The 13,708-nt window shown below is 70.5% G+C and carries 11 protein-coding genes; 7 read left to right on the forward strand and 4 right to left on the reverse strand.

The genetic code is table 11. The annotated features are described in order from the left end of the window. The first annotated feature begins 21 nt into the window (after positions 1-21). Positions 22-1,125 (forward strand): hypothetical protein, encoded by a 1,104-nt coding sequence (locus tag AB0K00_RS06470; protein WP_363516296.1) that lies wholly within the window; start codon positions 22-24, stop codon positions 1,123-1,125. 4 nt (positions 1,126-1,129) lie between these two features. On the opposite strand, the gene ctaD is transcribed toward AB0K00_RS06470, so the two are convergent. Further along, positions 1,130-2,878: a cytochrome c oxidase subunit I gene (gene ctaD / locus AB0K00_RS06475; protein WP_363516452.1), complete on the reverse strand. Its 1,749-nt coding sequence runs from the start codon at positions 2,876-2,878 to the stop codon at positions 1,130-1,132. 196 nt (positions 2,879-3,074) lie between these two features. Here ctaD and AB0K00_RS06480 point away from each other — a divergent pair, with 196 nt between their 5' ends. The 4 genes from AB0K00_RS06480 to AB0K00_RS06495 all read left to right on the forward strand — a co-directional run bounded on the left by AB0K00_RS06480 (position 3,075) and on the right by AB0K00_RS06495 (position 7,318). After that, the gene (locus tag AB0K00_RS06480) at positions 3,075-3,464 is read left to right on the forward strand and encodes a GntR family transcriptional regulator (RefSeq protein ID WP_363516299.1); all 390 of its coding nucleotides are present in this window, start codon (positions 3,075-3,077) and stop codon (positions 3,462-3,464) included. Positions 3,465-3,487: 23 nt separating this feature from the next. Further along, the gene (locus AB0K00_RS06485) at positions 3,488-4,378 is read left to right on the forward strand and encodes an ABC transporter ATP-binding protein (protein ID WP_363516302.1); all 891 of its coding nucleotides are present in this window, start codon (positions 3,488-3,490) and stop codon (positions 4,376-4,378) included. Next, positions 4,375-5,322: a transporter gene (locus AB0K00_RS06490; RefSeq protein WP_363516305.1), complete on the forward strand. Its 948-nt coding sequence runs from the start codon at positions 4,375-4,377 to the stop codon at positions 5,320-5,322. The genes AB0K00_RS06485 and AB0K00_RS06490 overlap by 4 nt, the downstream gene beginning before the upstream one ends. Before the next feature lie 115 nt (positions 5,323-5,437). Beyond that, a complete protein-coding gene (locus AB0K00_RS06495) occupies positions 5,438-7,318 on the forward strand; it encodes an RHS repeat-associated core domain-containing protein (protein WP_363516308.1) in 1,881 nt (626 codons plus the stop codon). Positions 7,319-7,418: 100 nt separating this feature from the next. Here the strand turns inward: AB0K00_RS06495 and AB0K00_RS06500 are convergent, their stop codons facing one another. After that, complete coding sequence (locus AB0K00_RS06500; protein WP_363516311.1) at positions 7,419-7,952, reverse strand: DUF3515 family protein; 534 nt, start codon at positions 7,950-7,952, stop codon at positions 7,419-7,421. A gap of 341 nt (positions 7,953-8,293) precedes the next feature. Here AB0K00_RS06500 and AB0K00_RS06505 point away from each other — a divergent pair, with 341 nt between their 5' ends. Then, positions 8,294-8,947: a transposase family protein gene (locus tag AB0K00_RS06505; protein WP_363516314.1), complete on the forward strand. Its 654-nt coding sequence runs from the start codon at positions 8,294-8,296 to the stop codon at positions 8,945-8,947. A gap of 489 nt (positions 8,948-9,436) precedes the next feature. Next, positions 9,437-9,571, forward strand: coding sequence for a hypothetical protein (locus AB0K00_RS06510; RefSeq protein ID WP_363516317.1), 135 nt, complete (start codon positions 9,437-9,439; stop codon positions 9,569-9,571). Positions 9,572-9,621: 50 nt separating this feature from the next. Here the strand turns inward: AB0K00_RS06510 and AB0K00_RS06515 are convergent, their stop codons facing one another. Both AB0K00_RS06515 and AB0K00_RS06520 read right to left on the reverse strand, forming a co-directional pair. Beyond that, complete coding sequence (locus tag AB0K00_RS06515; RefSeq protein ID WP_363516320.1) at positions 9,622-11,757, reverse strand: hypothetical protein; 2,136 nt, start codon at positions 11,755-11,757, stop codon at positions 9,622-9,624. After that, positions 11,758-13,704, reverse strand: a complete 1,947-nt coding sequence (locus AB0K00_RS06520; RefSeq protein ID WP_363516323.1) for a TIM-barrel domain-containing protein — start codon at positions 13,702-13,704, stop codon at positions 11,758-11,760. Between the last annotated feature and the right edge of the window lie 4 nt (positions 13,705-13,708).

Consider the following 13,708-nt stretch of genomic DNA (forward strand, 5'->3'; position numbering starts at 1 on the left):
ACCGTTTGGCAAGGCGATGCCATGCTCCATGACGCTTTTCTCCTGCTGGTCGGCGTGCTCGCGTCGGCCGCGATCGTGCTGACCGTGGCCTCCGCGACGCACACGCTGGTGGTGCCCCGTGGCACCGCGGTCCTGCTGACCCGCTGGGTGATGGCCGGGAGCCGGGCGCTGTTCGACCTGCGGCTGCGATGGGCCCGCACCTATCCGGAGCGCGACCGGGTGCTGGCGCTGTTCGCGCCGCTCACGCTGCTGGCGTTGCCGCTGGTGTGGCTGACGATCATCCTGGCCGGGTTCGCCGCCCTCTACTGGTCCCTCGGCGTGCGTCCGTGGCAGAACGCGTTGCTGGACAGCGGCTCGTCGCTGCTGACGCTGGGTTTCCACCAACCGGGTGGCGTCGACACCGGCGTCCTGCAGCTCATCGAGGCCACGCTCGGCCTGGGACTGCTCGCGCTGCTGATCAGCTTCCTGCCGGCGCTGTACGCCAGCTACTCCCGCCGCGAGATCCTGGTGACGGCGCTGGAGTGCGAGGCCGGCACCCCGCCGTCGGCCACCGAGCTGCTGGAGCGGCTGCTGCGGGTCAAGGGCCTGTCGCTGCTGGACGGCTACTGGCACGAGTGGACCCGCTGGTTCAACGAGATCGAGGAGACGCACTCGTCCAACCCGCTGCTGGTGTTCTTCCGCTCCCCGTCGCCGGACCGGCACTGGGTGACCGCCGCCGGCGCCGTGCTGGACTCCGCGTCGCTGGTGTCCTCGACGTTCGCCTCCGACGACCCGCAACCTTCGCACGCGGAGCTGTGCGTGCGGGCCGGCACGCTCGCGCTGCGGCGCGTCGGCGACTACTTCCACATGCCCTACGACCCCGATCCTCGGCCGACCGACCCGATCGCGGTCACCCGTGCGGAGTTCGACGAGGCGTGCCACCGGCTGGCCGTGGCGGGGGCGAAGCTCAAGGACGACCGCGATCAGGCCTGGCGGGACTTCGCCGGGTCGCGGGTCTGCTACGAGCAGGTGCTGCTGCAGTTCGCGTCGCTCACCACGGCGCCGCCCGCCCCGTGGTCGGCCGACCGGCCGATCGCCTTCCACCGCCTCCCGGTGACCCGCCGCCGCGCTCGAGCGGGGCTGTGACGCCTCACGGACCTTCTGGGAACGGCCGGCTGTCCTTCCCTGCCCTGCGCGGGTCGATCTGACCGGGGCTTCGGTGGTCCTGGTAACTTGATCCGTCGTCGGATTCGCTGGTGAGCGGTTTGGCGCCGCCCTCCGGCGGTCCGGCCGCCGACTGGCCGCCGGCGGCCAGTGCCGGGAACTTCGCGTCGAACGCCGGCCGTTCGGAGCGGATGCGCGGGATCCGGTCGAAGTTGCGCAGCGGCGGCGGGCAGCTCGTCGCCCATTCCAGGGCGTTGCCGTGGCCCCATGGGTCGTCGACACCGGCGACCCGGCCGGTCCGGTAGGAGTTCCACACGTTGTACAGGAACGGCAGGGTGGCGGCGCCGAGGACGAACGAGCCGATCGTCGAGACCGTGTTCAGCGTGGTGAACCCGTCGGTCGGCAGGTAGTCGGCGTACCGGCGTGGCATGCCCTGGGTGCCCAGCCAGTGCTGGACGAGGAAGGTGAGGTGGAACCCGACGAACGTCAGCCAGAAGTGCACCCGCCCGAGCCGCTCGTCGAGCATCCGGCCGGTCATCTTCGGGAACCAGAAGTAGACGCCGGAGTAGACCGCGAACACGATCGTGCCGAACAGCACGTAGTGGAAGTGCGCCACCACGAAGTACGTGTCGGTGACGTGGAAGTCGATCGGCGGTGAGGCCAGCAGCACCCCCGACAACCCGCCGAGCAGGAAGGTGACGAGGAACCCGATGGCGAACAGCATCGGCGTCTCGAACGTCAGCTGACCGCGCCACATCGTGCCGGACCAGTTGAAGAACTTCATGCCGGTCGGAATGGCGATGAGGTAGCTGAGGAAGCTGAAGAACGGCAGCAGCACCTGACCCGTGCCGAACATGTGGTGCGCCCACACGCTCATCGACAGGGCCCCGATCGCGATGGTGGCGCCGACCATGCCCTTGTACCCGAACACGGGCTTGCGGCTGAAGACCGGGATCACCTCGGTGATGATGCCGAAGAACGGCAGCGCCACGATGTACACCTCGGGATGGCCGAAGAACCAGAACAGGTGCTGCCACAGCATCGGGCCGCCGGTCTCGGGGTCGTACACGTGCGCGCCGAGCACCCGGTCGGCCAGCAGCGTCAGCAGGGCCGCGGCCAGCAGCGGGAAGACCAGGATGACCATCACGGCGGTGATCAGGATGTTCCACGTGAAGATGGGCATCCGGAACATCGTCATGCCCGGCGCCCGCAGGGTGAGGATCGTGGTGATCATGTTGACCGCGCCGAGGATCGTGCCGAGGCCGGACAGCACCAGGCCGACGATCCACAGGTCGGGGCCGATGCCGGGGGAGTCGGTGACGCTGTTGAGCGGGGCGTAGGCGAACCAGCCGAAGTCGGCCGCCCCGTTCGGTGTCATGAACCCGGCGACCACGATGGCGCCGCCGAACAGGTAGAACCAGTAGGCGAGCGCGTTCAGCCGGGGGAACGCGACGTCCGGGGCGCCGATCTGCAGCGGCACGATGTAGTTGGCGAAGGCGAACAGGACCGGGGTCGCGAAGAGCAGCAGCATCACCGTGCCGTGGATGGTGAACAGCTGGTTGTACTGCTCCGGGGAGAGGAACTGCAGCCCCGGCCGGGCCAGCTCGGCGCGCATCAGCAGCGCCATCAGGCCACCGGCGATGAAGAACACGAACGACGTGACCAGGTACATGATGCCGATCTGCTTTGCGTCCGTGGTGCGCATCAGCCGGCCCAGCGCGGACCCCTTGACCATCGGCCGGACCTGGCGCCGGCGGTCCACCGCCACGCCTGGCTTCAACGTCGTCACGGCAACCCCCGAAGCGCAGCACGATCCCTGGCGCCGCTCGCTACCCGATCGCCGACTGCCGAAACGGCCGGTGGCTTGACACCGACGCCGACGGCTGTCCTATAGTCCTATTGTCGTAGGACAAGTGAGGAGCTGGACCCGGGTGATCGAGTTCGTCCTGGATGGCCGGTCGAAGGTCAACACCTACATGCAGCTCGTCCAGCAGGTGAAACAGGCCCTGCGGGTCGGGCTGCTGTCACCCGGGGACCAGCTGCCCAAGGTCCGCGACGTCGCGCAGTCACTGGCCATCAACCCCAACACGGTGCTGAAGGCCTACCGCGAGCTGGAGCTGGAGGGGCTCGCCGAAGGGCGGCCCGGCGTCGGCACGTTCGTGCGGCGCAGCCTCGCCGGCGAGTCACTCGGCAGCCAGGCGGCGCTGCGCGAGGAGCTCGTCGACTGGCTGCACCGCGCGCAGGCGGCCGGGCTCACCGACGAGGACGTCACCGCCCTCGTCGAGACCACGATGCGCGCCGCACGCCAGGCTTCCGTATGAGCTTCCGTATGAAAGGAAACGCGATGGAGCACGTGCTGGAGGCCGATGGCCTCGGCAAGCGGTACGGGGGACGCTGGGCCCTGCGCGACTGCACACTGCACCTGCCGGCCGGCCGGGTCGCCGCGCTCGTCGGCCCCAACGGCGCGGGCAAGAGCACGCTGCTGCACCTGGCGGTCGGGCTGCTGCGGCCCGACGCCGGCGCGGTGCGGGTCTTCGGCGCCGCACCGTTCGAGAACACCGGCACCCTCGCGGACATCGGGTTCGTCGCGCAGGACACCCCGATCTACCGCGACTTCACCGCCGACGACCTCGTCACGATGGGCGGCAAGGTCAACCGGCGGTGGGACGCCACGCTGGCCCGCACCCGCCTCGCGCAGCTCGGCATCCCGCCCCGGACCCCGGTCGGGAAGCTCTCCAACGGCCAGCGCGCCCAGGTGGCCCTGGCCCTCGCCCTGGCGAAGCGGCCCCGCCTGCTCCTGCTCGACGAGCCGGTGGCGAGCCTCGACCCCCTCGCCCGGCGGGAGTTTCTGCAGTCGCTGATGGGCAGCGTCGCCGAGTCGGGCACCACCGTGCTGCTCTCCTCGCACATCCTCGCCGACCTGGAGCGCTCCTGCGACTTCCTCGTCGTGCTGCAGGGCGGCCAGGTGCAGCTGGCCGGCGCCGTCGACGACATCGTGGCCGGGCACCGGCAGCTGGTCGGCCCGCGGCACCTCGGCGGCCCGATCGGCGGCGTCGCCGCCACCGTCCGCGCCCGGCACACCGACCGGCAGTCGACCCTGCTCGTGCGCACCGCCGGCCCGATCCAGGACCCGGCGTGGACGGTCCGCGAACTGACCCTGGAAGACCTCATCCTGGCCTACCTCGCCGACGGCGACACCCAGGCCAACCACGCGGCGTGGGGAGTAGCGGCATGATCTGGTTGACCTGGCGCCAGCACCGCCGGCAGGCCCTGTTCACCCTGCTCGGCTTCGTGGCCCTCGCCGCGTTCGTCGTGCCGACCGGCCTGTCGATGCGGCACGCCTATGACCGGCTCAGCCTGGCCGGCTGCGACGGCGGCACCGCGTGCGCCGCGAAGCTCGACGAGTTCACCAACACCTACGGCGCGCTGGTCTTCGTCAGTGTCCTCATGCTCACCCTCCCGCTCGTCGTCGGCCTGTTCTGGGGCGCGCCCGTCGTCGCCCGCGAGGTCGAGCACGGCACCCACCGGATGATCTGGACCCAGGGCATCAGCCGCCGGCACTGGGCCCTGAGCAAGACAGCCCTGCTCGGCGGCGCAGTCGTCGTCCTCGCGGTGGTGTACGGCGCGGGCATGTCCTGGTGGTATGCACCCCTCGGCCGGGTCGACTTCCGCCAGAACCGGTTCACCCAGATCTTCTTCGACATGCAGGGCATCGCCCCGGTCGGCTACACCCTCTTCGCCGTCGCGCTCGGCCTCTTCGCGGGCACCGTCCTGCCCAAGGTGCTGCCCGCGATGACCGCCACCCTCGCCGGCTTCGTCGCCGTCCGCGTCGCCGTGACCGTCCTGGCCCGGCCGCACTACATGTCCCCGGTGTCCCGCACCGAGTCCATCTTCAAGGCGCCGGGCAGCCGCGACGACCTCGTCGGCGACTGGGTCCTGGCCAAGAGCACCCACCAGGCCGACGGCACCTTCGTCGCCTCCGGCACAGTGCGCTGCCCAGCGCCGGACAACTGCGCCGCGGTCACCGACTTCGGCCTGCGCCCCGGCGCCTACAACGCCCTGCTGGTCCAGCCCGCCGACCGCTTCTGGGCCTTCCAGTGGATCGAGACCGGCATCTTCGTCGCCCTCGCCGCACTCCTGGTCTGGTTCGCCGTCCGCCGCATCCGCCGCATCGCCTGATGCGGTCCCGGCCCCGCGTCCGCGCAACCAGCTAACGCCGGGCGTCGGCCGCCGCGAGCCCCGCGCGCAGCGCCTCCCGGGCCGTGGCGTCCCACGGCCCGGAGCCGGCCAGGCGGTGACGGAGAAGCTCCCCGGCGGGGTGGTCCGCAACCGGACCTTCGACGGGCTCGGCAGGCTGACCGGGGAGACCGGCACCGGCGCCGTGGCCAGGTCCCTGGACTACGACGCGGCCGGCCGGATCGTCAAGATGGGCGGCCCCACCGGCGACACCACCTACACGTGGAACGACCGGGGGCTGCTCACCCAGTCAACCGGCGCGGCCGGGGCAGCCACGTTCGGCTACGACGGCGACGGGCACGTGACCACGAAGACCGACGCCGCCGGCACCTCGGCAATCACCTACGACCTCGCCGGCCGGATCCTCACCGCGACCGACCCGCTGACCAGCACCACCCAGAACTTCACCTACGACAGCACCAGCGGGCAGCTGGTCAAGCGGCAGTACGGCACCGGCGCGCAGCAGGTGTACACCTACGATCCGCAGGACCGGCAGGTCAGCACCGAGGAGTGGCGCAAGGCCGACAACACGATGCTCAGCAGCACCACGTACGACCGTGACCGCGACGGCCTGCTCACCTACCGGTGCTCCGGCGCGCAGACCGCGCAGAACCCCGGCACCACGTACGCCTACGACGGCCTCGGCCGGCTGGCCTCCGCCACCGCGACCGCGGCGACGACGTACACCTACGACAACGCGTCCAACCTGATCGGTACGACCGGCGCGGGCACGACCCGTACCGCCACCTACGACCAGCGCAACCGGCTGCTGTCGGCGACCTCCACCGGCGCTCAGCCGGGCACCGAGACCTACACCTGGTCGGCCCGGGGCACGCCGAACTCCAGCGTGGTCAACGGCGCCACCAGCACCTTCCAGTTCGACGCGTTCGAGCGCCTGACCAGGGCCGTGACGCCGGGGCAGACGCTCGACTACACCTACGACAGCCTCGACCGGCTGGCCCAGCGCAACGGCTTCAACTCCAGCTACGCCGACCAGACCAACAACGTCGTCAAGGGCGCCGGCTCCGGTGAGGAGGCGGCCCTCTTCCGGCTGCCGAGCGGGCTGGTCACCTCGTCGAAGGTGGGCACCGCCGCCGGTCAGGCGCTGCTCACCGACCAGCAGCACGGCGACGGCGTCGCCACCGCCGACCCGGCCACCGGCGCGGTGAGCGGCACCGCGACCTACAGCCCGACCGGGACGCGCACCACGACCGGCTCGAGTGTGCCGGTCGGCTTCCAGGGCGGGTCCACCGACGCCGTCACCGGTATGACGAACGCCAGCGCCCGCTGGTACTCGCCGTCGGCCAGGTCGTTCGTGTCCCGCGACACATGGACGCTGGAGCCGGACCCGGTGGCGCAGACCAACCGGTACCTGTACGCCAACGGCGCGCCGACCACCTTCTCCGACCCCGGCGGCCACTACCCCTGCTTCCCGTGCGAGGGCGGCGACGGACCCGGCACCCCGCCGCCGCCGAACCAGCCCACCAAGCCCAACCCGCCCACGCCCCCACCGCCGCCGTGCACCAAGTGCGGAGGTGGCGGCGGTGGTGGCGGCGGTGGCGGTGGCGGTGGCGGTGGCGGTGGTGGCGGCGGCGGCGGCGGATCGACCCAGGTCTCCATCCCGCCACGCAAGCCGATCGGTTCGGAGCCGAACCAGCGGCCGGGCAGCGTCGACCTCAACGGCGGCCAGCCGGTCGGCAACACCAACATGGTCGCGACACCACCGACGGTCTCGCAATGCCTCGACGACTGCGCCAACGGCCCGAACTACACGCCTGCCTACATTCCCGGCCGAACCCCGATCCCGTGCGGTCCGGGCAACTGCCCGATCGGCCAGAACGGTCAGCCGTCCTCGGACATCTGCGACTGGCCCAGCGTGGACACCGTCTGCGGCCTGCGGGACTTCCCGGCCTGGCTGGGTGATCTCATCCTGGAGTGAGGTGATCTCAGCGAGCAGTGGCGGCTAACCCCGGTCCTACATTAGCGTCGATCATGGCCCTCGTGAAAAGTTACATTGAGTGGTACTGATTGCTCGCCGGTCAACTTGCTGTCGCAGCGACCTCCGGGCGGCAACCGTACGGCATTTCTTCTGACTTGGTCAGCGTGTCCCGCACGGCACCGGCGAGCGCCTCGACGTATTGACCCTGGGACGTGTAGTAGTTCGGCACCGAGACGCCGACAGCCGTGTTCCGGTCGACGGTGGTCCAGGTGGTTGAGCTTCCGGTCGGGTGCGTCGCCCAGCATGTGCCGGAGACCAGGTAGACCATGTCCTCCTTCGCCACCGATCGCTTGGCGGTGTCGCACCGCACGATGATCGGCGGCTCTCCGAAAGCCGCGGCGAACCTGTCGTTGGGCGCGGTGACGGGACGGCGTGTCGCTTCCAGGAGGTTCATCGGCAGGCTGCCAACCAGGGCTTGACATACTGCGGCCCGCTGGGACCCGGGTGTTGCCGAGACGGGCAGCGGTGCGGTGGGGACCGGACGGTTCTCACCCATGGGCTGCGGCCGGCTGATCATCCAGACCGCCACACCGGTGATGATCGCCACCGGCACGGCGACGACGGCGGCGAGCACCTGGGGCGGCCTGCTCGTGCGTTCCATGCAACCCTTTCGAACGGCATGAGCCCGCATCAATCGTCGACGACACGGCATGGTCGTTCGTGGCTTCGGCGGACTCTTCGCGCAAGGTTTGAGTCAGTGAGTCGAGTGCGGAACATCCTATAAACGACCGGTCCACCACCGGCGGCTGGGCCGTGCCGAACCGGATGGCGACGTCGTGCTGCCCGAGGAGTGCGGCGCACCTGGTTAACCCGGAGCGACACGGGCGTATCGGTCAGTTCGGGCGATGCTTGATCAGGGCGCGGGGCCCGGTAGGTAATTCTCCCCGCAAGATCACCCACACGGTGCGGACCCACGTGATCGCCTATCACGGCATCAGCCGGGCAACCGCCTACCGCTACCGCGACGAGGTCCTGTCGCTGCTGTCCGGCCGGGCCCTCGAGCTGGCCGACGCCCTGCACCGGGTTCAGGCCGAGGGCTGGTCCCACGTCATCCTCGACGGCAAAGTCATCGCCACCGACCGGTGCCATGAGAAGACCATCAGTAAGAAAGGGAAAGCCATCGACGTCTGGTATGCCGGGAAGACCCACGACTTCGGCGGCAACATTCAAGCGGTGATGCGTCCGGACGGCTTGCCGATCTGGGTGTCCGATGTCGAACCCGGGTCGACCCACGACCTGAGTGTTGCCCGGGAACATGCCCTAGGCGCGTTGTACGCCGCGGCCACGCGGGGCCTGCCCGCCCTGGCCGATCCCGGATACGAAGGTGCAGGCCACGGCGTGTGCACCCCGGTTAAGCAACCCGCCGACGGACGCCAACTCGCCTTCGACACCCGCACCTACAACATGTTGCTGCGGTCGATGCGCTGTATCGGCGAACGAGGCTTCGCCCTGCTGACCCAACGCTGGCGCGTGTTGCAACACGTCACCGCCTCACCGACAAAGATCGGCGATATCGCCAGGGCCACGCTCGTGCTCACACATTTCGAACACGGCTACCTAACTTGTTGAGATCACCTCAGTGGGCCGAGAAGCTCTGCCGGGCCGGCGTCTGTGGTGGGTTGACAGTCCTCTTCGGCGTTCTGCTCGGAATGTTCTGCGCCGCCGAGAGTGTATTGTGCCTCGCGATCGGTGGCGTCCTCATCGGGATCTATCAATTCTCCGTATGTGTGTGGCTCAACGATCCACAGACCTGGGATCAGTGGTCATATTGTGTGACCGACATGTTGTACGCCGTTTTCGGAGCTACCGGTGGCGGAAGATTGCTTGGAAATGGACTGCGAAAATTGTTCGAACGTTGGTTCGACAGGCCCATCGTCCCGTGGAACCCGAAGCTCCCTGGAATTCCGAAGATCCCAGGCCTCCCGAAACTCCCGGGATTCCCGAATCTCCCGAAGCTGATCGGTCCGTGGTGACGTGATGCGAAGAGTGCTGGCGGCACTGGGAATCGCTCTCTTCATCGGTTTCCTCGGATGGCTGCGTCACATCACAGGTCTTTCGGTGTTCCTTGTGTTGGCTGGCCTCACGGTGGGCGTCCTCATCAGGATCCTCTGGCTGGAGCCCCGGCAGGAGTCCGGGACACCACCGGAGCAGGTCCGGGACGGCGAGGACGCGGCCCCGCCCGACACGGAGTGACGCGGCGTGCGCCGCGGCCGGCACCAAGTCCGGGCCGCGGCGGGGCTCGATCAGGCGGTGATGTCGGCGCTGTCGATGGCCACGTTCCAGCCGGAGCTGGCGGCGTTCTTCGTGCCGGTCACCCGGACCCGCAACGTGTGCGCCCCGGCGGTGAGGACCGGGCTGGTCCACACCACCCCCGAGGCGTTGCGGGTCGCGGCGTAATTGTCCACCAGGGTCTCGGCGCCGCCGTCGACGGAGACGGCGATGATCTGCTGGTCGACGTCGCGGACGGCGTGCAGGGCGACCCGGGTGCCGGTGAACGGCAGCTGCGCCGTGGAGCCGGCGGTGAAGCTCCAGTTCGCGGTCCCGGCGTACATGTCGGCGATGCCCGTGGCGAGGCCCCAGCCGGCGCTGTAGACGAACCGGCCGTCGTTGCCGTCGATGATGCTCGGCGGCGCGGCGGCGGTGACGTCGGCCCGGTCCAGGGCGATGTTGATGCCGGTGGAGGCCGGGTTGCGCTGGCCGGTGTTGACGATCGTGACGGTGTGCGGGCCGTTGCCGAGCGTGGCGCTGGTCCACACGACGCCGGAGGCGTTGCGGGTGGCGGCGTAGTTGTCCACTGTGGCCGGTGCGCCGCCGTCGACGGAGACGGTCATGCGGCCCTGGTCGACGTCGCGGACCGCCCGCAGCGCCACCTGGGTGCCGGTGAACCGGAAGGTGGCGGTCGCCCCGGCGACGTGGCTCCAGTTCGCAGTCCCGGCGTACATGTCGGCCACGCCGGTCGTGACGCCCCAGTTCGCGTCGTAGCTGAAGTCCGCCGTGTTGGCGTCCACGATGGACGGTCCGCCGGTGGTGCCGCCGTCGATCGGGTTGCCGAGGGTCACCGTGTACGCGTCGGTGCCGGCGACCATCGTGACGGGCACATTGAGCGCGCCGCCGGTGACGGTGAGCTCGGCGCTGCTGACGATCAGCGGCGCGGCTAGCGGTGACTGGTTGGGGATGCGCTGCACGGTGACCCGGGCCCGGCCGCCGGACAGCAGCCACGACGGGATCCCGCTGAACGCGACCGTGGTCGTGCCCGTCTGGCCGGTCTGGTTGCCCAGCAGCGCGACGGCCCGCCCGGCGCCCTGGTCGACGGCGGCGGCGACCGCGACGCCGGAGCCGCCGCCGGTGGCCACGAGGTTGCCGGTCAGCTGGGCGTACGCGCGGTACACCCACCACTGGCCGGTCGGTTGGCCGTTGCTGAGCACCGAGTCGAGCGTGCCCGCGGTGCAGCAGTCCGACCAGATCGCGTGCGCGGCCGCCGACACGTCCGACGGGGCGAGCCGGGTGAGGTACCAGGCGAGGTACCCGGGCTGCTGCTGTTGCGAGAATAGGTACTCGTCGATGGTCATCGGCAGCGGCCCGACCCCGCGGGCCGACATGATGGCCTTGGCGTCGTTGGAGTCGGCGAGCGGGTCGTTGCCGAAGTGCCAGTTGAGCACGCCCGGCAGGGTCCCGTCGGTCTTGGTGCGGGCCAGCCAGGTGTCCAGCCAGCCGTGGTTGTAGCCGCTGTAGGACGGGCCGACGATGACCGCGGCCGGGTCCAGCCGGCGGATCTCCGTGACGGCGGTGTTCCACATCTGGAAGTACTGGGCGCTGTTGACGCCGCGCGGCCAGAAGCCGGTCCCGTCGGGCTCGTTCCAGATGTCGTAGCGGACCCGTACCCCGGACGCCTTGACGTCGGTGACCAGCTGGGTGATGAACGAGCGCCAGTTGGCGCAGTCGCCGTTGTCGCAGGGGTAGACGGTGTTGGCGGGCTGTTCGGTGTCGGCGCCCCAGACGTCGGAGACCAGCAGGTGGTAGGTGGCGTTGTACGGCGCGGCGGTGACCCGCCGGGCCTGGTCGATCGCGGACGTGACCCGGACCCGGTAGCCGGTGCCGGCCCGGTAGCCGTCGCCGAGCCAGCCGTGCCCAGCGATGCGGGCGCCGCCACCGCGGAACAGGGTGGGGCGCAACGGTTGCAGGACGCTGTCGGCGGGGCCGGCGCCGTTCTGGGTGAGGCCGTAGAGGAAGCCGGCGCCGGCCCGGGTCGGCGTCTTGCCGGGCGCGGCGAGGTTGACGGTCACGGTGCTGTCGGCGGCTTCGGCGCGGATGGGCACGAACACGGCGGCGGCGACGAGCAGGACGGCGACGATGCGGCTTGGCGGAGCTGCGCGGGACATTCATTCCTCCTGTGCGATGGGGAGACTGGCGTCGTCTCGTAGGAACATGGGGATCTGCGCGAGCGGCGCGGCGACGGTGACGTGCCGCCCGCCCGGGAACGTGGTGCCGGTGTCGGTGTGCGTCCAGGTAGCGCCGGCCGGCAGGTACACCTCGCGGTGCGTGGCCCCGGGGGTGGTGACCGGCGCGACGAGCAGGTCCCGGCCGAACAGGAACGCGTCCTCGACGTCCCAGGCGGCCGGGTCGTGCGGAAACTCCAGCGGCAGCGGGCGCATCAACGGCAGGCCCGTGCGCAACTGCTCGTGCAGATACGGGCGGAGCCGCTCGCGCAGTTGCAGGAGACGTTCGAGGATCGGGTAGACACCGGGGCCGTAGGACCATGGTTCGTTCGGCCCGCCGCCGACCCCGACGCCGGCCCGGGCGGTGCGCGGCTCGCGGTGCCCGTGCAGGCGCAGCAGCGGGCAGAACACGCCGAACTGGAACCAGCGCACCAGCAGCTCGCGGTACGTCGGGTCGGCCGGGTCGCCGCCGTGGAAGCCACCGACGTCGGTGGTCCACCAGGGGATGCCGCTCATGGCGGTGTTGAGCCCGGCCCGCACGGACATGGCGAGCGCGTCGAAGGTGGCCGGGATGTCGCCGGACCACAGCGCCGCGCCGTAGCGCTGCGAGCCGGCCCACGCGGAGCGGACCAGGCTCAGGACCTCGGTCTCGCCCTGGGCGCGCAGGTGTTCGTAGGCGCCGCGGGTGTGTTCGCGCGGGTACAGGTTGGCGACCTCGCTGCCGGCGCCGGCGGCGAAGGCCAGGTTGTCCAGGTGGCCGGGGCGCATCTCCGGTTCGCAGGCGTCCAGCCAGTACGCGCGGACGCCGGCCCGGCCGTAGTGCTCCTGCACCCTGTCCCACAGGTAGTCGCGGGCCCGCGGGTCGGTGGCGTCGTAGAAGGAGACGCCGATGGGCGCGGCGGACTCGCCGTCGGGCCATTCGGCGTGGACGTCCGCGCCGCGGTCGGTCGCGACCAGCAGCCCGGCGTCCCGCATCGCGGCGTGGTTGACCGACAGCGGGCTCACCGACGGCCACACCGACACGACCAGCTCGACGCCGAGCGCCTTGAGCTCGTCCGCCATCGCCCGCGGGTCCGGCCACGCCGCGGCGTCCCAGTCCCAGTCGCCGAGGTGTTTCCAGTGCAGGTAGTCCACGACGATGACGGACAGCGGCAGGTCGCGCCGGGCGTACTCGCGGGCCACGTCGAGCAGTTCCTGCTGCGAGGTGTACCGCAGCTTGCTCTGCCACAGCCCGGAGGCCCACGACGGCAGCTCGGGTGCGTGCCCGGTGACGTCGGCGTAGCGGCGCAGCACGTCGGCGGGTTCGCCGGCGGTGAGCCAGTAGTCGATCTGCCGGGCCCGGTCGGCGACCCAGCGGGTGCCGTTGGCGGCCAGTTCCACCCGGCCCAGCGCCGGGTTGTTCCACAGGAAGCCGTAGCCCCGGCTGGAGACGGTGAACGGGATGCTCACCTCGCCGTTGCGTTGCCGCAGCTCGACGACCATGCCCTTCTGGTCGAGGCGGCCGTGCCCGTGCTGGCCGAGCCCGTAGAAGCGCTCCCCGTCGTAGGCCCGGAAGCGTTGTTCGATGCGGAACGTGCCGCCGCCGGCGGCCTCGAAGTGCCGGGCGCCCGGCCACCAGAAGTGCGCCGGCTCCTCCCGCAACAGCTCCTCGCCGGTGTCGGTGCGCCACGCGGTGAGCAGCCCGTCGTCGCTCACCTCGACCCGCAGCCGCCCGTTGGTGAGGGTGTTGCCGTCCACGGCGGCGGCGGGTTCCTCGTCCTGCGGCAGCAGCGCACCCGGCAGGTCCGGCTGGATGCGGTGCTGTCCGGCCCGGATGCGGACGCTGTCGGCGCCCCAGGGCTCGACGGTGAGGACGTGGTGGCCCTGCCGCCAGGAAAGTTGTTTGGACACGGTG

Source organism: Dactylosporangium sp. NPDC049525 (genome assembly GCF_040676755.1).
Taxonomy (GTDB): Bacteria; Actinomycetota; Actinomycetes; order Mycobacteriales; family Micromonosporaceae; genus Dactylosporangium.